The following is a 24,079-nucleotide window of genomic DNA, read 5'->3' on the forward strand; positions in this document are numbered from 1 at the left end:
ACTCGAGAGCTGAGTTGCGCAAAGCTGGCCGTCGTCGCTAGCCTGGTGCTAGCGATGCGTGGCCGGAGACTTTGCCTCATCGTTGAAGATCGACTTTTTCTGGGGCAAGAGGAAAGAAAATCGGGAGGAAATGGGCGCATGAAAAAACCGCCGGCTGGAGAATTCGTCTCAAGCCGGCGGTCGTGTTTTTCGTAGGTCGATGCCGGGCATCGACCAAGGCTGAGTTAAGCTGCTGGGTCAGAACGAAGCAAGGCTTCGCTCTACTTCAGGAACTCGGGTCTTAGCCTCGGAGGAGCGACAGCACTTGCTGTGGGTTTTGATTGGCAATTTGGAGCACCGAAGTACCCGATTGCACCAGAATCTGAGCACGTGTGAGCTTGGCCGATTCGGCGGCGAAGTCAGCGTCGCGAATCGAGCTTTCGGCTTGCGTCAGGTTGGTGAGCGTGTCCGACAGCGAAGCGATGTTCGTTTCGAGAGTCGTACGTTGGAACGCACCCAAGCGACCGCGAAGCGAAGTGACCTTGTTGATCGCTTCGTCGACGACGCGAGCGGCACCAGTCGTATCGGCCTTCAGGTCCTTGGCACTACCCGATCGAAGCTCGAACAAGCGACCATTCGTACCACCGAGGTCAGCAGTATTCACGCTGCTGATGCCGATGCGTGCCTGTTGCGTGCTGACGACGTCTGGACCGAGTTGGAACACCGCACCACCACCACTGATGGTGAAGTTGATATCGGTGCTGCTGCCATCGGCAACCGTCAGGTTCAGTTCGAGCGACGAGGTGTTGATCGACAGGCGATTGCCGGCACCGTTGGCTTGCGTACCGTTGATCGTCGCGACAACATCCGAGCCGGTAGCGCGGGTCGCACTCAAGCCGGCACCAAACAGGCCGCCGGTACCTTCGCTGCGGACGTCGACATCGACGAACGCGGCACTGCCGTAGGAGGTCGAGTTCAGCTGGAGCGTACCGGCGTTGTTCGAAGCCGAGACACCCGTGGCATCCGAGACCAGGTTGATGCTGTCGATGATGTTGGTCAGCGTGTTACCAGCGGTGAAGCTGAACACTTGCGAACCCGACGCACCCGAGAGCTTGAAGACCACGTCGGCGGCCAAGCCCGTGCCGGTGTCGTTCGTGCCGCCGGTCAGAGCCGTGGTGGTGGAAGTTTCGCTTGCGGCGACAAAGCTGCCGTCGCCAGCCGAACCCGTGCGAGTGACGGTGTAACCCGAGAGTTGGCCTTGGATGGCGGTGACCAAGTCATCGACATCATAGGTCGAGGTGTTGTTGACATTGACGGTGATGTTCGGACCAGTCTGAGTCACGCTCACGCCGTTAGCAGGCACCGTGCCATTCGAGGCGAAGGTCAGCGTACCGTTGAAGGCGGCGCCATCGGTGTCCGAAGTGATCGTGATCACGTCGTTGGCATTGACCGTATCGGCACCACCCGAGAGCAGATTGGGGGTCGTCGTGTAGTCGGCACCCGTGAGTGCAGTGCCGCTACCGAGCACGGCCGAAGCATTAAAGTCGGCCAACCCGTCGATGGCGGTGGCGATGGCACCAACCGTGGCACCCACTGCGGCATTCACAGAGATGACGTTGGTGGTCGAATTGTAGCTAACCGAGGTCGTGCCGTTGTTGCCGCCCGTCAGAGCATTCGGATCGTTGCCGTTGTCGGCCTGTTGATAGGTGTTACCGCCGCCGAAGGTTGCAGTGGCGTTGAAGTCGGTCAAGCCGTCGATGGCGGCTGCCAAGCTCGTAACCGTGGCACCCAGAGCAGCATTCACGGTAACGACGTTCGTGCCAGCGTCGTACGAAGCCGTAGTCGTACCGTTGCTACCGCCGGTGAGCGTGCCCGCGATGGAGGGGTCGTTGTCCGTGTTGACGTAGTTCGAACCAGCACCCGTCGCAACCGACGATGCGAAGGCAGCGGTGTTGTCGATCGCCAACGCGATGTTGTCGATCGTGTCACCACCGTTGGCAACATTGACCGTCAAGGTGTTGGTGCCAGCGTCGTAGGCAGCCGTCGTCGCAACACCGGAATCTTGCAGCACAATGGTCAGAGAATTGCCCGTGACGCCTTGAGCGGCACCGCCGGAAACGGCCGAGATATTGAGCGAGCCACCCGTTCCAACCAGGTTCAACGTACCCGAAGCGTGGGCGATGCCGGCCGAAGCGGCAATCGTGACGTCGGTCGCATTGCCCACGGTACCGTCAGCAGCACCACCGGCAGCAGCGGTGACGCTGATTACAGCGCCCGAGCTGGCGAGCGAGATATTGCCGACCGCTTGAGCCACATCGGCCGCGGCGGCGATGGTGACATCGGTTGCGTTGCCGAGCGCGCCTTCAGCAGCACCACCGGTTACGGCTTGAATGCTGATTTGGCCGGCTGCACCCGTGAGATTGAGATTGCCCGCGGCTTCCGTTTGTGGCGTGGTGACGGTGGGCAGCGTGATCGCGCCAGACGCAGCAGCGCCAGGGCCATAGTTGATGGCGGCAGCGTTATTCGTAACCGAAGCACGAGCGGCAGCAGTGGTGATGTCGACCGAGACATTCAGCGAACCGGTCGAACCCAGGTTGGCCTTTTGAATGTTGAGGTCGACCACCGAGTTGCCACCCGAGGTCGTCGTCTTGATGAAGTCCAAGCTGCCGTCGAGCAGCTTACGACCTTGGAAAGTCGTAACTTGAGCGATACGGTCGATGGCTTCGAGCGAGCTGTCGACTTGCAGCTGATTCGCCGCGATTTGTTCGTCGCTGAGCACACCGGTATTGGCGGCTTCGGTTACCAGACCACGAATGTCGTTCAGCAGGTTGCTGATCTGGCCGAGGGCCGAGTCAGCAGTGCTGATGAGCTGCGTGGCTCGCTCGGTGTTGCTGATCGCACGCTGCGAAGAGGTGATATCGCGGCGGAGGTTTTCGCTGGCGATCAAACCGGCCGGGTCATCTTTACCCGAGTTGATTCGCACGCCCGTGCTCAAGCGGCTGAGGGCTTCTTGCAACTGACCATTCGACCGTGTGAGGGTCTTCTGCGCGATCAAAGAACTGACATTCGTGTTAATACGGCTCATGCCATTGCACCCTTATGTACTGTGTGAACCTTGTAAAGCCTTAGCCGGAAGAACAAGGTTCCGGAAATCGGCATTGGCTGCGCGGTTGGCACGTTGGCTGTTCAAGTCAACCGTCATCACCATCGAATTAACGAACCGTGAGTCAAAGAACCTTAGGTTGCAAATCGGCAACCGCCAAAAAGTTCACCTTTTTTGCGGCTAACGATCGACCTAGACGGTTGTAACGGAAGTGCCCCGAGTCCTTCGAGTGATTGCGTCCTTGCTGCCCGTTTCAACGCGTCCGGAATGGCTCTACCTATCGATTCATTCGACTTGGCATTGGCACGGCTTTAGGCATTCAGCATTCGCGCTGCTTGCACATCCCCGCCGGTCGAAGAGGTCGCTCCTACGAGCGATACGACCGGTCTAAGTTGCCATAGCCGCCGAAGAGCCGCTGGAGAAGTCGCTGTAACCGTTAAAGTCGACCAGCGATCAGACTGCCTGGGAAACGCTCACCGGGTGGAGCTATTTTGCCAGCTTCGCGAGCGACAGAGGCTGCGATACGCCACAGCCGCAGGACGATCCGCAACCAGCTGACTTCCGCGCGGCCAAATTTTCTTCAAGGGCGATGGATGTCGGCGTAATCGATAGGCCGCCGAGATTCGTGCAACGCAGCTCGCGCGGCATTTGCAGCGCCACGCGTTTGGCCGTGGCGACCACTTCGTCAAAGGGAATGACGGGATCGAAATTGGCGAGGGCCATGTTTGCGCACGATAGTGCGTTCGTCGCGGCCATGACGTTTTTGCCGAGACAGGGAACCTCCACGCGATTGGCCACCGGATCGCAAATCAGTCCGATCATGCTTTGCATGGCCATCGACGCGGCCGCAACGGCTTGTGGCAATGTTCCGCCACCGAGGGTGACAAGAGCTGCCGCCGCCATCGCTGCGGCCGAACCCCCTTCGGCCTGACAGCCACCTACTTCGGCAGCGAACGTCCAGTGCGAAGCAATGAACACGCCAATCAGGCCGCTGGCGAGCATAGCCTCAGCCATCTCGCGTTCACTCTTGCCCAACGACTCCGCAATGGCAATCACCGCCGCCGGCAACGCCGCACAAGCACCCGCCGTGGGTGCCGCGACAATTACTCCCATCGAGCTTTTCACTTCCATGAGCGCCGAAACGTACAGCACGATCTTGTTGCCGGCGCCGCCATTGAGCAAATTGCCTGCCTGCAATTGCTTCTGAAATTCGGGAGTCTGCGGCGGCAATACCCGGTCTTCGTAGCTCGTACCGGCAATACCTTGCTGAATCGATTTGCGCAAGATACGCACGATGCCAATCATCTTCTCGACGACGGCTTCTTCGCTCAGGCCGCTCCGTTGCCGTTCAAAATCGATTGCATGTTGCGTGAGCGAAAGATTGCGACCGGCATCAACGCTCAGCATTTCGGCACAACTGGAGAACGGCACCTTCATGCCTGTAAAAGACGGCACGGGCAAAACGGGCGAGAGATCGCGCACTTCGCTGATTGCGCAAGGTATCTGAAACTGCTGGATCAACTCATCACTCACGAACGCTGGTCCGGAGACGGCAATTAGGCCGCCCCCGAACTCAAGGACGTGTACTTGATAGTCATCCGGTAAATTCGCACCAAGTAACAGCGCCAGACCGGTCGAATGGTTAACGCGATCTCCCTGTTCGTCGATGACTCCATCAGCAGTCCAAATCAGCGTGACGTGATAGTCGCCAAACATCGAAACAGAATGCTCATCGATGTTCAGTACTTCGATCATCCCGCCGCCGGTTGAGATAGCGCGGAGGAAGTGAGTTTTCTCGCCGTTGCGCAGGGTCAAGCGGTACGTATTGGGGTGCTCGTCACCTGCGTCAACGGTTTCGATTCGCACCTGCACGCCGGCTGTTGTCAGGTGCGATGCTGAGTCGGGTAAGCGTTCGTCGTCTGCTTCCCAGCCCATCAGTCCGCCAAAGAGTCCCATATCGGAACCTTGGCTTTCGTGCGTCGTGGGCAACGAACCTGCGCGATCAAATTCGACGAGGACTTCGTCAAACTGCTGCCCCATCAGGTCACGCGCCAGGCGACCAATCCGCAGCGCTGCGGCACAGTGCGAACTTGACGGCCCGCGCATCACGGGGCCAATCACATCGTTGAAGATACTGACAGGCAACGACGGTTTGTTCATTTTGCTTCTTCATCGCCCCCGCCTCTGCAGCGAGGGTTTATTGGCTTTTGCACTAGCGCGAATCTGGCAGGCCGGAACATCCCACAATACCGTTGGTGGTGACCCTACGAGCTACTTCTTCGATTCTCCCGATTTTGCCCCTTCGAGCAACTTCTTAATTCGCTCTTGCTGTTCTTTAATCGTGTCGTCGAGCACTTTCTGCTGAGACTTTTGAATCTCGTAGAGCATGTTCACGGCCTCTTGATAGCCTTCCGACTTGACCATCAGGGCCAACACCTGCTTCATCTTCTCGACGGTTGCCTCTTGTTGCTTGATGGCCGTGGCAATCGCTTCGCTGCGAGGTTGAATGGCCGACGACTGACGGCGGACCTGGTCGACCGACTGCACGATCGCAGGCATGTCTTTGTCGGCCAATTCTCGCAGCGGCTTGATGATTTCCTGCAAGCGACCCTGCAACTTGCCATTGGACTCTTCCAGCCGATTGTTCTCGACCTCGATCAGAATGTTGGCCATCCGCTCGCCAATAGCACCGGTGTTCGTGGCAAAAACCTTTTGCTTCTTCTGCATCTGCATCAAAGCGTCTTTTTGTTCCTGCGTCAGGGCGGCTGCTTCACGCGCCGCTGCTTCTAGCGCCCTCGTATCGGTGAGCAGGTCTTCTTCCCCCTTCACCAACCGTTCGAACTCTTGTCGTTGCTCTTTCTCGCGGCGCAGCAGATCGGTACGCAGTTCTTCTTCTGTCACAACCCGTACGAGAAAGTCGGACGATGCACCGACGTTTGGCACGGTTGCACCCACTTCATCGGCCACAGTGTCGTTGTCCTTGGCCACGAAAGCGAATGTCAGACCCGAACCGGTGGGAATCTTGTGAGGCTCCAGTTCGAGTGCTTCGTCGATGGCGAGCTCGCCGGGCTTGGCAGTGAATGCGTCTTTCAACGATTCAAACGGAATCTCTCCCTCACCGGTGGGCCGTTCGGTATCGTCGCCATTCCAGCGAAACTTCACGCGCAGGTCGGTCAGTCCAAAGTCGTCGGTCACGCGCACCGAGAAGGGAATACGAGCTTTGGGAACGACCATGCCGCTGATTCCGATCAGCCTGGCGCGAACACGGGGTTCGCGATCGGCCCGGATGCGCAGGCCGAACGACGTCGGGCGGCGCGATGTCAGCCCGAGCTTGTCGGTGAGCATGATGGTGTACTGCGTCCCCGCGACTTGATCGGGGGGCAGCTCACCGGCCAGCTTGGTGCCGTCCGTAATCGTCAGCGGAGTACGCTGCTCGACTTCCGTGGTCTTCACTTTTTTTGCCGGTGTTGGTGGAACAGTGCCTTCGACCGGTTGTTCGTCTGGCTTCGCAGTGGGCTCTTCAGTCGCTTCGGTCTGGATGAGGCGATAGACTAGCTCCGCGTTCGTTAGTTCCTTATTCGCGGTTCCCTGCAAACGGAGCGAGCTTCCCTTCAGCACGAAATAAGGACCTCTTCCCGCAGCCAGTGGTTGGGGCGAAAGGCCCGTGTAAGCTGGAGGAACGACGTCCAATTGCAATTCGTCAATCGCTGGCTGCTCGACCAATTCGACGCTCACCCACTCCGTATAGGCATCGCCGCCACGGGCACGAAACTCAAACGGCTCAATCACGCTGGCGAAGATGGCTTCGAACTGGCGCTCGCCGTTCTTCTTCATGGTTTGCGTCGCCCGGCCGCGTGCTCGACGAAAATCGATGTACACATTCTCCGGAACGACTTTGCTGTCCTCCGTTACGCTTACCAATTGCGTCCAGTCTTCGCCACGCGGAAAGACCACTTTGCCGTTCTCGGCTCGTTCGACTTGCAAATACGTTTGCTGCGGCCAATTGGCGTTGCCTAGGAGCAGGTTGCGATTGGCCCAAATCTTGACGAGCGGATGCACAAAGCTGCCAATGGCCAGCACGACCAGCAGCAGCATCGCAAAGAACAGCAGCATGCTATTGGTGCGAAATTCCCGGTCGTCGAGCACGTTGCCAAAGTTCACTTCGTCCGAGGCTTTGGCTCCGCGTTGCACCGTCTGCCGAATCATCGCGGGCGAATAGCCTCGCTCGCTGAGATGGTCTTCCATTCGCGAGAACTGCAAAGCACTGATCACGCTTTGTTGCAACTGCGGATTGAGTCGTTCCACTTCCAGCGCGAGGGCATCGTCCGAAATGGTTGCCGAGAGCGGTTTCATCAGGCGGCGATAAGCCACATACGCGAGTACGCCGGCGATGAGCGCCAGCATCACGACCCGCTGAGGCTTATCCATGCGAAAGAGCCAATCGAGTGCAAAATCGGCAGCCAGCAGCGCGAGTGCCGCCCAGCAGAGGCGGCAGAGACCATCGACCCAGAACCACGTGGTCACTTGCCGGCGCAGCTTGCCGAGCCGAGTGACAACGTCGCTCGTGAGGTGAGAAAGCTGGGGCAGCGGAATATCTGACATGATGAATCAAACTTGTGAAGGAGCGGAACTGACAAGAGCCCGATGAACTGCGCTTACATCAGTTTGTATTGTTTGCGGACGAACCACTCGCAGCCCAGGAGTGCCACGAGTCCGATCAGCATGCCACGAATGTCCCACAGCGGATCGGGCTTGTCGCGAACTTCGATCGTTTCCGATTTATCCGGAATCGCTGCGACCAATTCCTTGAGCTGACTGACTTCGAAGTACTTGCCCCCCGAGAGTTCGGCGAGATCCTTCAGCAGCGGCTTATCGAGCCAGACCTGGCTCGTCTCAACGCTGGGCAACTCAACCGTGAACGGTGTCTCAATCAGCGAGCCTTCGGCTTCCCCGCTCGGCAGGTTGATGCGTATGGTGTTGATGCCCGTCTTGCGCGCGGTGAGCGTCGCCTGAAACGCACCCTTCTGATTGGCAACAGGGAGCAACGGAACCGTTTCAGGAGTTTCGCTGCCGACTTGCAACGTGGCATCGACGCGGGGCAGATCGAGCGGATTGTAGGTCGAGTCCTGCAATCGCGCGGTGATTTGAATCTTTTCGCCCACTTCGTAGCGGTCGCGATCGGTCTGCACATAACCGCGGCGGCGACCTTCCAGCGAACGACCTTCGACCAGATATCGCACGCTTTGAATCCAGAACTTGTCGAAGAACTCGGCTTGCCGGCCAGCACGTCGCCAGCGCCAAGTGCCGTTCATGCCCAGATAGAGCGTGTGGCCGGAGCCATAGCGGCCGGCGACAATCAACGGGCGGGAACCTTCGACGCTCCGTAATGTGGGGTCGCTATGCTCGAGTAACACTTGCGCGGTCGGCTTGGGTCCCTGCGAAGGAAAGCTCCAGAAGATGCCGGGCAAGGTTTCCCAACGCTGCAAGGTTTCCTGACGATCGGGATAGAACCGCATCGTGGGATGATCCGCGTTCGCTTGCACTACCTTCAGAGGCCACGCACGTTGATTCGTGGTGAGGAGCGAAGCCACTTCCATTGCCCCGACATCGCCAAAGCTGACGGGCAGCACTTTCTGGAACTCGCTTGTGCGGGCGCTGGTGAGCATGCGACCCGAGTGCTTGGGACCAGCCATAAAGAGCAGACCGCCGGAGTGCTCGCCAACGAACTGCTTGAGCAGCTCGATCCAAGGTTGATCGAATTCTTGGGGATTAGGATCGAACATCATGATGACGTCGTACCAGAACAGGTCCTCGCGCGTGACCGGCAAGCGGCTGATCGGGCGAGTACCTTCCTGGGCGCGCTCTTCGTCCAAGGTTTGCAGCCAGCAAGAGACAACAATGGTCTTATCTCGCGACAGAAGCTTCTGAACCAGGCGGAACTCCCAGGTGGGCGCACCCGCGATGAGCAGCACGCGCACGCGCTCGCGGCTGAGGATTTTCACTACTGACGACGATTGCTGATTGTCGGCTTCATCGAGTTCATCATCGAGGGCTTCGACCTTGACGCGGTAGGTTGCCCGGCCAGCTTCCTTCGAGGTGTGTGAAAACTGAGCTCGCAGGCGGCCACCACCGGTCGGAACTGGCAATTGCAGCGATTGAACGACGGTCCCCTCGCCGACAGCTTGGTCGCTGTCGGAAACTCGCTGCTCGATCAGCTCGACGCGAATCTCACCCGCATCGAGACCCGCTGCCACAATCATGGCGTCGATTTCGAACGGTTCATCCTGCCACACTTGCGGGCGCACATAGACGTTCGTGACGCGCACGTTGCGCGGTCGACTGGGATCGCCCACGCCGACGATAAACAGCGGCATGCCCCGTTCTTTGGCTTCGAGCGCGGCGACATGCGGATCGTCCTTCGCGGTGTGCTGACCATCGCTGAAGATCACTGCGGCAGCCGGATTGTCGCTGGCCGCTGCTTCGCGAATGATGGTCCACAAATCGGTACCACGCCCTTCGGCCTTCAGCGGCGGCAAGGGTAGCACCGCTGCAGTTTGGGTGGCGGGCTGTTCGGCAGGAGTCTGCTTTTCATCCTTGGTCGGTTTGGCTTTGTCGGTGTTGGTAGCGGACGAGCCGCGCACGTCGAGTTTCTCGACGCGATCGGCAAAGTCCATCGTCTGCACGCGGCCGCGTTTAGCCAGTTCGGCCAGCAGGTGAGCATCGCTGGTGGGCGACAAAAGGCGATCGACGATCTGCGCCCGCGTCAGCCGCTGAGCGCGCAGTTCTTCTTCCGTCAGGCCAATAGCGGCAGCCGTTGTTTTGGCGGCAGCTTCGTCGGTGTAGCGATCGGCGGTGCTCATCGACTGCGAAGCATCACGGGCGACGACCAGCGACGGCTTAATCGTCCGCTGCTTCACGACCACCAAGGCCGGCCCCAGAAAAATGACAGTCAGCAACAAGACCACGCCGGTTCGCAGCACGGCGAGCAGTGTCTTGGCCCAGCGGGGACACGATTCGTTCTCGCGCCGATAGATAAAGAAGACGGCGTAGATGAGTGCGCAGATGACGGCGATGAGCACGAACACGCCCGCGCTGGTGGGCATGTTTGTCCACTGAAACTCAATCGTCTCGCCGGGGGCGGCATCGCGAAAATCGTAACCCAGCATTTTCAATAAGCTTTGCCACCACGAATTCGCAGCTGCGTTTTCGGCGATGGTGCTTTCGGCGGCAAGGAAAAAGGCGTTCAAGGCTGACTCTTATTTTCTGTAGATCGGAAATGCTTAGTACTTGTGGGCGCGGCTAATCCGCGGCGTGACGATATGGCTGACCACGGCGCCATCGGGATCGATCTCGTGCACGCCTTTGCGATCGACCACCATCGTGTTGCCGTTGCTCAAGCGCTGAGCGGTGTAAGGCGTTTGAAACTTGCCCTGCGACCAGACAACCTTGCCGCCACGGTCGAACTCGCGCACGGTGGTATGGTTCACAGTGCAGACGAGCGTATTGCCGTTTTCGAGACGTTGAGCCGAGAAGACATTGCCCACGCCGGTCAGTTCCCACACGATCTTGCCCGTTTGATCGACCTCGACAACTTTTTGCGAGTTCTGCAGACTGACGAGCGTGCGGCCATCTTCCAGGCGGCGAGCATCGACGGGGCGACCATCGATCTTGGCTCGCCAGGAGATCTTGCCGGTGCGATCGACCTCGACCACTTCCGAGGCTTCGGTGCAGGCGAGCAAAGTGTTGCCATTTTCGAGTCGCTGCACGCTCGTGGGACCGCCGGGGAGACTCCCAGCGCGCCATATCTCCGTACCCCCTGCGTCGTACTCCACGACGACTTTCTCAGCAAAGCAACAGACCAGGCGATTGCCGTTTTCGAGCCCCTGACAACCCCAAGGCTGTTGCGGCGTCGCTTTCTTCCAGATCTCAGTCCCCTTGGAGTCGTACTCGATGAGTTGGTTCTGCTGCTGATCGCAAATGAGCAATCGCCCTAACTCGACAACCGATTCACGCAACGGGAACTTAAGGGCGGCGGTTTGACCTTCGGCTTCGACCCATGTTTGCCAGGCTGCCCGCTGCTCGTCACGTTTTTCCTGCCCATCGTAAACGACGAACGGCAGCGAATGACCGGTGACGGCTTTGAGCGTGCGGAAGGCTTCGACGCGAATAGGCAGTTCCGTGGAGTTCAGCAGTTGCACCAAGACCGGCAATGTTTCCCGGCGACCACGATTCGCCAGCGCGCGAGCGGCCGCCATCTGCACGGCCGGAGCTTCATCCTTGAGCAGTAGCGGCAAGTGCTGGTCGGCCGCGGAGACCGAAGCGATCGGCAATGTGGCCCCAGCGATGGCACGCAGATCGGCCGATGATGACTGCAGCGCCGTAATCAGCAGCGGTGCATCGTCCGGCGTGAGTGTGGCCGTAACCGCGCGGCGGAGAGATGTGCGCAGCGGTTCGGCGGAGCAGAGACTGGCGATCTTCAGCAGATCGGGAGTTAGCTCGTTGAACTTCTGCCGCTGCACGGTCATCAGAGCCGCGTGCAGCAGCTGCTGACTTTCGCGCGAAGTCTGCTCGGCAATCATCCGAGCGCGACAACGAATTTCAGCATCGCTGGCGGTGGTGGCGACGTTCAGCAATTCGCTGAGGCCCGTGGGTTGTTGCATCAATTGGCGTGTAGCATTCTCTCGCGTGAGATACGATTCATCGCCCAATTGGTCGATCAGGCGTTGCATTGCCTGCTGATGATCGGCCGTCGGCAGCAGCGATTGCAGGTATTCGCCCAGCGAGTCCGCGGTGGGCTCGATCTGGTACTTCGCCAGCTGTTGCACATAGACATCCACCTCGTCTGCCTGCAACTTTTCACCAGCGACCGACCACAGCAGCGCGCAGCAGAAGACTGCGGCTGAGGTGAATCGAGCGTGGTGATTGCTGGCGAGCATGGAACGAACCGAATGCAAACTGCTGAGCTTAAAACTGCGAGACGCCCGTGACGTTATTCTGCGCGTGACGCCACTTCACTTGCTGGCCGGTGGGGTCGACTTCGACCACGCCGTTGTTGTCCGAAATGAGCGTGTTGCCATTATTCAATCGCTGGGCGCAAATGGGGTTCACCAGGGGAACCTTGCTACTCCAAACGGTCTTCTGGCCGCTGCTATCGACTTCGACCACTTGCCCGGTGTGCATCTGCACGATGAGCGTGTTGCCGGTATCGAGCCGCTGGCAGAAGCAGGGCCCGTTCATGCCGCGAGCTTCCCAGACGATGGCGTTTTTTGCGTCTTGTTCGATGACTCTTCCGCCCTGCTGTAGAGCGATCAGTGTATTGCCATTCTCGAGTCGCTGGGCGTACATCGGCCGGCCAGCAACTTGCGTCGACTTGGATGAACCATCGGGCGAGATCTCCAGCACTTGCTGCACATCGGCACAACAGACGAGCGTGTTGCCGTTTTCGAGTCGCTGCACGCTGTAGGGAATGCTCGGCAACTTTTCCTTGCGCCAGATTTCTTTGCCGTCTTCGCTGAACTCGACAATGATGTTCTGGTTTTGTGCAAAGGCCGCGATCAGGCGATTGCCGTTAGGTAATCCCTGGCAGGCCCACGGGTTCGACAGGCGATGACGCCAGCGTTCCTTCTTGTCGGCATCGAGTTCAACAATCGTCGACTGGCCGAACGAGACAAACAGGGTGCGACCGAGGGGCACATCGTTTTCGGGAAGCGGAATCGTCAGCTTGGCAGTTTTGCCATCGGTGTCGATCCACTTCTTCCAGGCCTCAATGCTTTTGGCTCGCTCGTCGGGCTTGCCTTCGGCCGAGAAGGCGATGGACTGGCCGGTCATGGCGCGCAGGGCCTGATGGCTGCGGAGACGCGTGCGGCTGTTCTCAGACGCGAGCAGCGAAACGAAGGTGTTGAGCGTATCTCGCTCGCCCAAGTTAGCAAGCGCACGAGCGCCTGCCAGTTTGGCCCGTTCATCACCGCTGGCGATGACCTTGGTAAGCGAGTCCTTGGCTTCGGCACCGGCGATTTTCGCGAGCCCGCCGATGGCAATCGCCTGCGCATTGCGTTCGTTACCAATCACAGCAGCGGTGAGCCGGTCGCGATCTTCGGCAGTGGCACTCGCCTGAATGGCAGCCGCAGCCGAGTGAACCAGGTGATCGCTATCGAGCAGGGTGGAAAGATTCAGGATCGCTTCGGTGAGTCCGGCCGCCTTGTTCTGCCGCGCGATGCGCAGCGAGCCCAGCAGCAAGTCCGCGCGCTTGGCTTTCAGTTCTGCCGACAGGGGCGCTGGCGAGCCTTGCACGAAAAACTCGTTGAGCAGGCCGAGAGCGATCAGCGGTTTCTCCTGCGGCAACTTCAACTCGTGCATCGCCAGAAAGAGACGATTCGCGGAATCATCGGGATTCAGCTTTTGACGGAACAGTTGATACGCACCGCGCAAGTCGCCGAGGGCCGAGTCAAGCTTATTGTCTTTGAACGTGAGCCTCATCCGTGTCAGCTGGGCTTCGGGATCGCCGGCGTCGATCTGCGCGGCGAGCGTGGTGAGCCGATGTTCGAGCGTGGTCATGGCATACACGCGACCCGCCCCCGCGACCCACAGCTTTTGACCATCGGAGTAAACATTGCCAACCGGATCGTCGGTGGGCAACGCTACGCCGACCTGGCCCAGTTCTTTGCCGGTCTCCAGGTCGAGCTTGAGGATGGAATTCTTCACGGGCATGTAGAGCGCGTCGGCGGTGAGGGCGCCGTGGCCAAAGGAGTCTTCGATTTCGCGTTCCCAGCCTCGACCACCCCCGGGCAACTTGATGGTGCGAATGATGTTCTTACCCGCAAGGAATAGCTTGTTGTCTTTCACGCCCAGGCAGTAGGTGACGGGCAAGTCGTCGACGGTGGGCGTGGCGGCGCGAGGAGAAACCCAGAGGATCTCTCCCGTGCGACGATCGAGGGCGGAGATGGAGTTGGAATCGGAAGCCATCACGATCAGCGAGCGGCCATGCGGAATGACGACATCGTCTTCGAAGCCTACGGGCTGGATGCGGTGCTGCTGATTGCCGTAGTTTCGCATGCGCGTGTCGGCCTTGCCGTCGCGTTGATAGCGCACAGCCCAGCGAACATTGCCCGAAACGGCATCGACCGCGAAAACCACACCCGTACCGCAGGTCACATACAGATCGCGGCCATCGATAGCAGGCACGATGGTCGACCAGGCATTGCAGCCAGCCGAAGGCTCGTCGCAGAGATAGCTCTTCCAGACGGTGGGCATGTAGGTCCCCTCTTTGTTGAGGCGGGGATCTTCCATCGCATACAGCCAAATGGCACCGGCATCGGTCACGGGGGCAATCACCAGGTTGCCAAAGCCCACGGGAGCGCCGAGGAAGCCGACATCCTGCGAACCTTCTTTGTCTTCGTCGCTGGCCGCACGTCGACCGACTTCTTTGCCAGACACGGCATAGTAGGCCGCCAGAAAGTTGCTGCGGGTGCGCCGCGGCGTGACGTTCCATTGCCAAGGTTTGTTGAGCAGTGCCTGGCCAGGCACGGTAGGGCTGTTCGCATGAAAGCGACGTCCTTCGATCGTGTAGACCACTCCATTGTGCAGCGACATCGATTGATGCACGCGATCGCCAAACAAGAAGACTTCCGGCGCGGAGCGAGGGTCGTTGTTCGATACTCCTGGCACGCCACCCTGCATTTGCATGCGCGCCATGTCGGCCGTTTGGCCATCGAGCACGTATTCGTTCTGCATGAACGTGTGCCAGGCTGGTTTGCTTTCGACGGCGGTGTCTTTGAATGCGGCCAACTCATCGGCGGTTTTGACGATGACCATGCCCTTGTCGAATATCAGTTGCGACGTTGGCTTCCATTGATGTTGTCGCCACTGCGCGACCAAGGGCTCGCGCGCGATGGCCGAAATGTTGCGGCCACCGCTGTTGAACGGGCGACCATGCAAGCCCATGGCTCCCATCATGCCGCCCCAGGGATTTTGTTGAGTCCCCTCGGCAGCGGCCAGGGTGAATTGAAACGAAAATGCTTCGGTGAGCGTGCGGGCCGTGGCTTCGCTGGGGAGTGACCGCTGATAGCCGGTACGGGCTGCATTGCCGAGCGCCATGGGCCAATTCTCGGAAAGGCCGCCTGTGGCGACCGTTTGCTGAGTCGCCTTTTGCACATCGGCGAGAACCAGGTCGAACACTTCACTGCTCGGGCGTTCGCCACCCGCCGAGGCATAACGCGTGAGCCACTTGCCCGCGGCCTCGCGATCGCCCATCCGCGCACTGGCCACACCCAGGCGTAGCAGGACTTCGCTCTTGGGCATCGAAGGATCGGGATGTTGTTCGATGATCTTGGCCAGCAGTCGGCTGGCGCCGACGAAATCGTAACGGTCCAGAGCCAGGCAGGCGAGCTTGTAAGCTGCATCGTCGCCAGCGGCACTCATGAAGTAGCGACGCACCACTTCGGCCAGCGCGTTTTCTTCATCGGTTGGCGTGGCTTGCGCGAGGATCAGCTCAGCCTGACCATCGGCGGTTAAGCGATAGGTGCGGAGGGCTTCGGGAGGCAAGGTGATGAGCGTGCGTTCGACTTCTTCAGCCAGCGAGGTATAAAAGCGGCCGTCGCGAGTCATCAGCGTATCGCCCGCTTCGTCGAGCACTTTTTGCCAGAGGACCGTGGCGAGATCGAAGCGGCCATCTTCGACGCACAGTTCAGCCCGCTTCAGTAGTCGCTGTTGTTCGGGATCGGTTTTGAGCGGCGCGCCGCCTTTGAAGCGGGCTTCCGACAAGTCTTCCATCGCATCGGACGCGGCATCAACGGCCTTTACTTTCTCGGCGCGGTCTGCCGGTTTGGCGGCGGGCTTCGGTGCTGGTACCTGCGCGAACGCTGTGAGCTGAATCGCGACGGGCGCGACGAGCAAACCAGCCAGCAGCACGAGCAGCCACGAGGCCTCGCCGCGCGAAGGGTGCGGCTGCGAGTGGCGAGGCGAGCGAGCGGGTGATTTGTTAGCCATAATTCCCATCCTTACGAAACGTCACAATCGATTGCTCGATCCTACCCCTGCCAACGCTCGTTGCCTAATCATTGGCTGCTGGATCCCCGCCTTAACGCGCCCAGCCGAACCACCAGGCCAGCAGTTGCTCGGAGCAAAGCACAAACACTACGCCCCACAGCAAGTACCACCAGACTTCCGTATCGGAGCCAATGCTGCTGAGCGTACCGACCTGCTCGGCCGAAACGATTTCGATCTTGGCGTCGCCGAAGTCCTTCTTCAGCGTCGTCAGGTCGACACGCTTCAAGTCACCTTCGACCGGATCGACATTGGCGGCGAACAAGACGCTTTCTGGCGGCGAGTTACGACGAGCCAGTTTGAGTTCATAAAAGCCTTGCAGGTCGGTGGAGGGATACTCGAGTTGCCAAACGGTTTGTTCGCCGGCCTTCTCGGCAGCCACAGCTTGCACGTTGGCTTTCCGTTCGCGCGGACCCAGCAGCGACGCATCGATTTCGTACTGCGTCAGATCCAAAGGCTGACGAATCGGCTGATTGACTCGCAGCAGGCCGCGATCACCACGATCTCCCGACAGATAGCGAACCATTTCCTGCATCACGATCAAGTAACTTGGGTCGCTGGTCCAGTTCGACCAATCGGCATCGGCGGGGACCGCACAAGTCACAACGCGTCCCTTGCCGAACGACTTCTCGGCAATGGCCGGCGATTCGTCCGGATCGTTGAGCCGGGCGGGAATCGAAACCACGCTGCCAACTTGCTCGGGCTTGACGGTGGTACCCCAGTAGCGGAACAGTTTCACGTTATCGAGAAACGGATTGTTCTGCCCGGCAAAGACCTTCAGCACTTCGTGATTCGTCTGTTCAACACGCAGCAAGGCCCAGGTTGCTTCGGTTTCATCACCCTTGATGTTCTCCAGCTTGAGTGGCGAGAGCCCTTCGCCGTTTTTGAAGTAGTACTCGTTGAAGAACTGCTCGTCGATTTGATCGCCGGGGCAAATCACGAGCCCGCCACCGGCCGCTACCCATTTCTCCAGCTTGGCGATCGTCTCCTGAGGTTTATCGCCCAAGCGATAGACGTTGCAAAGAAAGATGACTTGATACTTTTCGAGAGACAGCGATTCGAACTCATTCTCGGTGACCACTTCGGCCGCGACACCACTGGGTACAGGTCCGGCCGGCGCGAGTGAGCGGCGAAGATAGAAGGACTCGGCTTTACCGAATGCCGAGGAGGGATCGCCATCGACAATCAAAGCAGGAATGCCGCGCACAAGCCGTGCAGGAAAGTACGAGACGCTATCGGCGGGCAGGCGATCATCTTCGCCTTGGCTGGCGGTGCCGACTTCGATTCTGACTTTGCGTGGCGAGAGTTGCCCGGGTGGAGCATTGGCATCGAGTTCTTCGTCGCCGGTAAAGGCGAACGAAAAACTGGTGCTGACGGTTTCGCCGGGCGAGATCTTTTCGATTTCGTTTTGTAGCGGTAAGGCTTCGCCAGCGATGAACTTGACGCGGACATCCTTGGCATCGGTGCTGCCGTGATTGGTGACTGCGACATCGAAACGCGATGAAACACCTTCGACGAGCGTTCCTTCGGGCTTTACTTCGCTGATGGCCAGGTTGCGATCTTCGGCATCGCCCACATCGACGACATAGGTGGCCGAAGCGACCTTACTGATCCGCTGCATCATCTTGGTGGGAGACTCGGTCGCATCGTCGGTCGAGCGCCAATCGTGCTGACGCAGATCGGAAACGATGTAGACCACGCGATTGATGTTGGCCTGTTGCGTCGAGAGGTACTGCTCGAGTTCCTTGAGCGATGCGGCGAGCGCGGCGGGACGATCGCTGGGTTCGAGCTTGCTGAGCGTGTCGTTGATTTCGACGACGCTCTCGCGCGAGAGATGCGCGCCGTTGTAGAGCGGCTTGTCGGGACGCGAAGTGAGAATCAGCGTTAGGCTGTTGTCGGCATCTTCATCGGCGAGGGCATTGGTGAGGTCGGTGAGTCGTTTGCGCGTCACTTCCCAGATCGAATCGTTCCCCTGACGAGCCTGCATACTGAGGGAATCGTCGAGCAGCACGATCCGCTCGAACTGCGCGGCGTCGATCAAGCCGCCGGTCATGCTGGTGGGCAGAAACGGCCGCGCGAGGAGCATGCCAATGAGAAAAATAGCGAGGCAACGCAACAGCAGGAGAATCAAGTTCTCCAGACGCACGCGGCGGCGGTTCTTCTTTTCGGCATCGAGCAAAAAGTCCATCGCCGCCCAATCGACGATTTTGAACTTTCGCTTGTTGAGCAGGTGAATGATGATCGGCACGCTGACCGCCGCCGCACCGGCCACGAACAGCAGGGGATTCGTCAGCCAACTGCTGAGGCCGGTGAGTAATTCGGCCTGAGCGAGTGGAGATAACATTTCGCCGTTCAGACTGGGCGAGCTTTGCAGGAAAGGAAACATCAGTGACGTAGCGCCGAACGGCGGACCTTTTGGCGAAAGGTGAGATAGGTGCCCAGCACCGCGTCGAGCGGTTCTTTGGTGTTCATCAGAACGTAGTCGATACCAGCCGAGGCGCAGGTCTTGCGCACCTGCTCGAGAAACTTCTCGACATTTTCCAAGTAGCTTTTGCGCAGCGCCCGAGGCTCGGTGTGCAGCTGCACATCCATTTCCAAGCCGCGGAAGAGGGTGTTGTCTTCAAATGGGAAGGTCAGTTCGTCGTCGTGCATTACCTGAAACACAATCACTTCGTGCTTGCGGAGGCGAAACTGTCGCAGCGCTTCCGAGAGCGTGGGAATGTCGGTGAACAGATCGGAGAACAGGACCACGAGGCCGCGACGACGAATTTGCTGAGCCAATTCGGGAAAAACCCGCGAGACGTCGGTCTGATCGTCAGGCTGTAGTTGCTCGAGCTCGTGCATGAGCAGCTTGAGATGATTCGGGTGCGAACTCGAAGGAATCTGCTTTTGCACCTTGGTGTTGAACGCGACCAGGCCCACGGCGTCTTGCTGCTGTTGCAGCAAGTAAGCCAGGCTGGCCGCGGCAGTCGCGGCATAGTCGAACTTCGACCACGGCGGTGCATATCGCATGCTCTTGCTGCAGTCGAGCAAGATCGTGCAGCGCATGTTGGTTTCTTCTTCGTACTCCTTGATGTAATGGCGATCCGTCTTCGACCACACCTTCCAGTCGATATGGCGAATGTCGTCGCCCGGCGAGTACTCGCGGTGCGTGGCGAACTCGACCGCATAGCCGTGATACGGGCTGCGATGCTGACCCGAGATGAACCCCTCGACGACGAGGCGAGCGCGAACGTCGAGCCGCTTGATGCGATCCAGCGTGGGGGGATCGAGAAACTTTGGTAGCTGCGGCGCGGTCATGCACGGTCCTGACTACTGAAAACTGCGGGCGCGGCGAATGGTAGGCCGGAACAAGCTGTTCCGGCCTACAAGAGGCTCTTTACGAAAACGCACGCTTGAGTTCGGGGGCGACATCGTCTCCCTGGCGACGAGCGGGGACTTCTTCCAGCAACTTGTCGATGACCTTGTCGGGCGAGATACCAGCCGACTCGGCATTGAAATTCGTGATCACGCGGTGACGAAGCACGGGGTGAGCAACGGCCTTGATGTCGTCGGTGTTCACAAAGAACCGGCCTTGCAGCATGGCGCGGGCCTTGGCACCCAGCAGAAGGTATTGCATACCGCGGGGACCAGCGCCCCAGCTGACCCAATCCTTAATGAACGCAGGAGCTTCTCCTTCGTGCACGCGAGTGGAGCGGACCAGTCGCAGTGCGTAGTGAATCACGTGTGGAGCAGCCGGGACGCGGCGAACCAACTGCTGCAGGCGAATGATCTCTTCGCCCGAGAGAACTTCCTTCACCGTCGAGCTGAAGGTGGTGGTCGTCGTTTCGGCAATGCGGAATTCTTCGTCGTAACCGGGATAGCGGACGAAGACCTTGAACATGAAGCGATCCTGCTGAGCTTCGGGCAGCGGATAAGTGCCTTCTTGTTCGATGGGGTTTTGCGTGGCGAGCACAAAGAACGGCGCGGGCAACGAGTGGCGCTGGCCGCCGATGGTGACCTGGCGTTCTTGCATTGCTTCAAGCAGCGCGGCCTGAGTCTTCGGTGGTGTGCGGTTGATTTCGTCGGCGAGAATGATGTTCGAGAAAATCGGTCCGCTCAGGAAGCGAAAACCGCGCTCGCCGGTCGACTTGTTTTCCTGGATCACTTCGGTGCCGGTGATGTCGGACGGCATCAAGTCGGGGGTGAACTGAATGCGATTGAACAGCAGGTGCAGCGAACGAGCCAGTGTGCTGACCATCAGCGTCTTCGCCAGACCGGGCACGCCTTCCAGCAGGCAGTGACCTTGGGCGAAGATGGCGATCAGGATTTGCTCGACCACTTCTTCCTGGCCGACAATCACTTTTGCCAGCTCGTTGCGAACCGCGTTGTAGGCGGTCTTCAGATTTTCGAGCGCCTTCAGATCGTCGGGGCTAGCCGCATCGGCGGCCGCTGGATTAGCCATGAGCACAATTCCTTCAGGAAGAAGAGCAAGGTTGTAGACGTGAGTGAGAACTGCGGTCGACAAGCAAGACGGGTTCGAGCGGGCAATCGTTTGGCGGAAAAGCTTGACGCCGGCCGCTGCTGGCTGTGCAGGCGCGCAGCAACCGCCTGAGTTCTTGGTGCGCCCAAGGGACACAAAAGTTCACAGACCAGCTGCAGCTTCAGGGAGCCCTCGGTGGGAAACGGACGATGTTGGCGATCACCTGCCGTGGTTGTCCCGACTGTCAATGCGCGGAGGAATCCCTGCGACCACGAATTTCATTCTAGATGGCCCCACACTGAATGCCAGCTAGCCGCAACGGAATGCAGCCGCCTGGTTGCCGAAGAGTAAAGCGAGATCTGGCGAAAAAGTTGCGGCTGGATGTTCGCTGGCCGTAAGTCTTGCGCGAACGCAAAAGGGGGGTGTTCAACTTTGCCGCGATTGTGGAACAAGTTGGTTCGCTGGGAGACCGTTGCCGCGCGGACTTACGTCGCATGGGACGCGCGAAGGGAGTTTGAAAGCTCGGCCTACAAGTCGGGATCGCGCAAGGGCGGTTCGGGCAGGCGCATTTCCAAGGTGTGTTCTTCATACGGAGTCGTCCGGAAGGGGAGCCCGTATTTTTTGATGAAGTCGAGTTGCCCCTGAACACGCGCCATCTCCAGCGCATTGAACTTGGCGTCTGTGGCAGCCGCCTTGGCTTTCAACTCGGCAGCGGTTCGCCGAGACGCTTGCGCCCGGTGGTCGACGAGCCAGCCAACGGCCAGTGCGGCGATGAGGGTGACCAGTAGCAGTTCTCGGATGGAGCAGCGAAGCATGTCCCAATCTCCCTAGTGCGGGGTTCACCGCAATCGCCTGTGACCAGCCACGATTCTCGCGAGTCAGTTGGCTCGCGGCAATGTGCGGGGGCGCGAAATCTTGCTCTGCGACTTTTCACGAACTGATTCGCAGGCAACGACTTCGGTTATTTCCGCTCAGCGTTGTGTCAGCTGCGCTGACACGTTTTCCACGATGGGCGGGGCTCTCACAATCTTCATGCGACGCATCGCTGCCAGCGATTTTTGCCTCTTTCCTGCGGAGCATGAAGACGGAGTGAAGTTTTCTCGCGCTCGCTGCTTTTCACCTCCGCTAGCACGGCTACAATCGCCGACGTCGTAACGGGCAATCACTCATGCGAGCCAGCAATCGAAGCGGGCTCGTTGTTCCTTTCAGGACTCGCGCTGCAATCGCCGGCAGCCACCGACTTGAGCTTTCTCTCAAGCACGGTGCATTCCCCCTTCGGAAGTTCGGCGCTAGCGGTGCGCGCGTAGGATGCGTTAAGCGTGAGCATGGATGAACAGCAGATCGTGTCGTTGGTGCGGGAAGCACTGATCGGCAAGGTCGGAGCAGATCGTGTGACGATGTGGGCGACCGACGGCGTCACCTGGAAAGCCAGTGGACTGCAGTTGACCTTGTTCGCCCACAATACTTTCCGGCTGGAACGTCTGCGCAAGTTACGCGCGGAGGTATCGAACGCTGCCCACGAAGTCCTCGGTCCACAAGCGACCGTTGATTTGAAGGTGGCAGAAGCGACTGTATCGGCGACGGAATCAACCGCAATTTCTCGGCCCCAGCAGCCGATGAATGTTTCGCCCACCATGCCAGTTGCCAACCTCTCAACGCCGCTGTTCTCTTCTCCTGTGGCCGCAGGTCCATTGGCCGTTCCAACTCCCGCGCCGCTGCTGCCGCCAGTTGGCGAGCAACCGCAATCGATGCCGGTGATATTCCGTTTGCCGAGCATGCCTGCGTCAGGTAACAATGGTTCTTCGCCAAACCCTGCCGCTGCTCCCTCTGATTCGCCTCCCGTCAATCGAATGGCTCGACGTACCTTTGCCGCTTTAGATTCGTTCGTCGTCGGGGAAGGGAACCGTCTCGCGCACGCGGCGATCAATAACCTGCTCTCGCAACTGGGCCGTTATTCGCCGCTGTTCATCTCGGGACCTCCAGGCTGCGGCAAGACGCACCTGCTGGAAGGTGCCTGGCGAACCGCTCGGCAAACCGCACCCAGCCGGCGCACCATTTACCTCTCGGCGGAACAGTTCACGACGCAATTTGTCGAAGCGCTGCGGGGCTCGGGTTTGCCCAGCTTTCGGCGGAAGTATCGCGATGTGGAATTGCTCCTGATCGACGACCTGCAGTTCTTCATCGGGAAGCAATCGACGCTCGTCGAGTTGCAGCACACGGTCGATACGCTGCTGCGGGCTGGCCGGCAGGTAGTGTTTGCCGCCGATCGCAGCTTGGGTGAACTGAAAAATCTGGGCAGCGAACTGGTCAATCGCATTTCGGGTGGTTTGATTTGTGCCATTGATGCCGCCGATACACAGACGCGGCTCGGTGTGCTCGAACAGATGGCGAGCCGTCATGCGACACCGACGCCGCGCACCGTCATCGAGTGGCTCTCGACGCAACTCGATGGTGACGCTCGGCAACTGGCCGGCGCGCTCAATCGGTTGCACGCCACCAGCGAAGCGCTCCATTGTCGCATCGACCTCCCATTCGCCCAGCGCGCACTTGCCGATCTCGTACGCGTCAATCGCCGCGCCGTTCGCCTGACTGATATCACCACGACCATTTGCGACATGTTCGGCATCGACGAGCAATCGCTGCAATCGGAAAGCAAGTCGCCTGCCGTCAGCCATCCGCGCATGCTCGCCATGTGGCTGGCCCGCAAGTACACGCGGGCTGCTCTCTCTGAAATCGGCAAGCATTTCAACCGGAAGAGTCACACCACGGTCATCTCGGCCGAGGACAAAGTGAGCCAATGGCTCGTCAGCGGCAAAAGCCTGCTGCTGCCCGAAGGGGACTGCCGCCTGGAAGATGTCGTCAAGCGAGTTGAGAATCAACTGCGCCTGGCGTAATGAGAGTCTTAGCAGGGTGGTGTCGAGTCGCACAATTGACTCTGCCACGATGAAAGCCTTGCAGCGCAGTGCTCGCAAGCGAAGTGGCTGCGCCAGCCAACGGCATCGAGGTGAGCTGGTTGCTGCTAACCTCGCTCCGCTAAGAGGAAGTTGCCGCCGTTCGTCGTCACTCCGCTCGACGAACAAACACAGACTGATAAGTAGGATCGCCATAGAGGATCAGTCGCCACCTGATTTCAGCAGCGGCGATCTTCGCACCGCTGGCATTGGGTTCGTGCTGCGCGCTGTCGCCCACTCGTCGGCACCTCTGATAACCGCTTTTGATAACTTTTTTGCCGTTTTTTTCGCGATAACCATTTTCCACAAACGGTTGTGCGTCAGTACTTTATGATGATTAATTGTCCTGTTTTGGCGGTTTGCTGATAACCAAATATTATCTTTACCCAACTTCACAGCCCATCCTGAATTCGCGCGGCACTCCGCGAGGCGATGGGAGGATTCGCAGCCATTAATCGAACTGCCAACCGTCGACAACTTTCGGTCAGCCACTTTTCTCTCCTTCGATTTCAGGTAACCCGACGGGTGAGCGACAGTTCATTC

At 59.1% G+C, this 24,079-nt stretch carries 12 protein-coding genes; 1 reads left to right on the forward strand and 11 read right to left on the reverse strand.

Going from position 1 to position 24,079, the window contains the following annotated elements; genetic code table 11:
* Window positions 1-280: 280 nt before the first annotated feature.
* The 10 genes from NA78x_RS28240 to NA78x_RS28285 form a co-directional block, all read right to left on the reverse strand.
* A complete protein-coding gene (locus NA78x_RS28240) occupies window positions 281-3,064 on the reverse strand; it encodes a flagellin (protein WP_425615719.1) in 2,784 nt (927 codons plus the stop codon).
* Window positions 3,065-3,568: 504 nt separating this feature from the next.
* Entirely contained in the window at window positions 3,569-5,242 is a 1,674-nt protein-coding gene (locus NA78x_RS28245) for an L-serine ammonia-lyase, iron-sulfur-dependent, subunit alpha (protein WP_425615720.1), read from the reverse strand.
* A 111-nt stretch (window positions 5,243-5,353) separates the two neighbouring features.
* Window positions 5,354-7,684, reverse strand: coding sequence for a hypothetical protein (locus NA78x_RS28250; protein ID WP_425615721.1), 2,331 nt, complete (start codon window positions 7,682-7,684; stop codon window positions 5,354-5,356).
* Window positions 7,685-7,737: 53 nt separating this feature from the next.
* Window positions 7,738-10,329, reverse strand: a complete 2,592-nt coding sequence (locus tag NA78x_RS28255) for a hypothetical protein (protein WP_425615722.1) — start codon at window positions 10,327-10,329, stop codon at window positions 7,738-7,740.
* A gap of 33 nt (window positions 10,330-10,362) precedes the next feature.
* On the reverse strand, window positions 10,363-12,018 hold the full coding sequence (locus tag NA78x_RS28260; RefSeq protein ID WP_425615723.1) for a PQQ-binding-like beta-propeller repeat protein: 1,656 nt from the start codon (window positions 12,016-12,018) through the stop codon (window positions 10,363-10,365).
* 28 nt (window positions 12,019-12,046) lie between these two features.
* Window positions 12,047-16,066, reverse strand: coding sequence for a PQQ-binding-like beta-propeller repeat protein (locus NA78x_RS28265; RefSeq protein ID WP_425615724.1), 4,020 nt, complete (start codon window positions 16,064-16,066; stop codon window positions 12,047-12,049).
* A 91-nt stretch (window positions 16,067-16,157) separates the two neighbouring features.
* Window positions 16,158-18,467, reverse strand: coding sequence for a BatA domain-containing protein (locus NA78x_RS28270; RefSeq protein WP_425615725.1), 2,310 nt, complete (start codon window positions 18,465-18,467; stop codon window positions 16,158-16,160).
* Window positions 18,468-18,508: 41 nt separating this feature from the next.
* Window positions 18,509-19,423, reverse strand: a complete 915-nt coding sequence (locus NA78x_RS28275; protein WP_425615726.1) for a DUF58 domain-containing protein — start codon at window positions 19,421-19,423, stop codon at window positions 18,509-18,511.
* Between the two features lie 79 nt (window positions 19,424-19,502).
* Complete coding sequence (locus NA78x_RS28280) at window positions 19,503-20,567, reverse strand: AAA family ATPase (RefSeq protein WP_425615727.1); 1,065 nt, start codon at window positions 20,565-20,567, stop codon at window positions 19,503-19,505.
* Between the two features lie 545 nt (window positions 20,568-21,112).
* Window positions 21,113-21,400, reverse strand: coding sequence for a hypothetical protein (locus NA78x_RS28285; protein ID WP_425615728.1), 288 nt, complete (start codon window positions 21,398-21,400; stop codon window positions 21,113-21,115).
* Window positions 21,401-21,910: 510 nt separating this feature from the next.
* Here NA78x_RS28285 and NA78x_RS28290 point away from each other — a divergent pair.
* Complete coding sequence (locus tag NA78x_RS28290) at window positions 21,911-23,479, forward strand: DnaA ATPase domain-containing protein (RefSeq protein WP_425619484.1); 1,569 nt, start codon at window positions 21,911-21,913, stop codon at window positions 23,477-23,479.
* Window positions 23,480-23,698: 219 nt separating this feature from the next.
* On the opposite strand, the gene NA78x_RS28295 is transcribed toward NA78x_RS28290, so the two are convergent.
* Entirely contained in the window at window positions 23,699-24,028 is a 330-nt protein-coding gene (locus NA78x_RS28295; RefSeq protein WP_425615729.1) for a hypothetical protein, read from the reverse strand.
* Window positions 24,029-24,079: the final 51 nt, after the last annotated feature.

It is taken from the genome of Anatilimnocola aquadivae, assembly GCF_049819085.1.
In the GTDB taxonomy this organism is placed as follows: domain Bacteria; phylum Planctomycetota; class Planctomycetia; order Pirellulales; family Pirellulaceae; genus Anatilimnocola.

Coding starts and splice junctions, on each gene's coding strand:
- NA78x_RS28260 (WP_425615723.1), bottom strand. CDS start 12,018: ATGCTCGCCAGCAATCACCACGCTCGATTCACCTCAGCCGCAGTCTTC.
- NA78x_RS28265 (WP_425615724.1), bottom strand. CDS start 16,066: ATGGCTAACAAATCACCCGCTCGCTCGCCTCGCCACTCGCAGCCGCAC.
- NA78x_RS28285 (WP_425615728.1), bottom strand. CDS start 21,400: ATGCTTCGCTGCTCCATCCGAGAACTGCTACTGGTCACCCTCATCGCC.
- NA78x_RS28270 (WP_425615725.1), bottom strand. CDS start 18,467: ATGTTATCTCCACTCGCTCAGGCCGAATTACTCACCGGCCTCAGCAGT.
- NA78x_RS28245 (WP_425615720.1), bottom strand. CDS start 5,242: ATGAACAAACCGTCGTTGCCTGTCAGTATCTTCAACGATGTGATTGGC.
- NA78x_RS28290 (WP_425619484.1), top strand. CDS start 21,911: ATGGATGAACAGCAGATCGTGTCGTTGGTGCGGGAAGCACTGATCGGC.
- NA78x_RS28275 (WP_425615726.1), bottom strand. CDS start 19,423: ATGACCGCGCCGCAGCTACCAAAGTTTCTCGATCCCCCCACGCTGGAT.
- NA78x_RS28250 (WP_425615721.1), bottom strand. CDS start 7,684: ATGTCAGATATTCCGCTGCCCCAGCTTTCTCACCTCACGAGCGACGTT.
- NA78x_RS28280 (WP_425615727.1), bottom strand. CDS start 20,567: ATGGCTAATCCAGCGGCCGCCGATGCGGCTAGCCCCGACGATCTGAAG.
- NA78x_RS28240 (WP_425615719.1), bottom strand. CDS start 3,064: ATGAGCCGTATTAACACGAATGTCAGTTCTTTGATCGCGCAGAAGACC.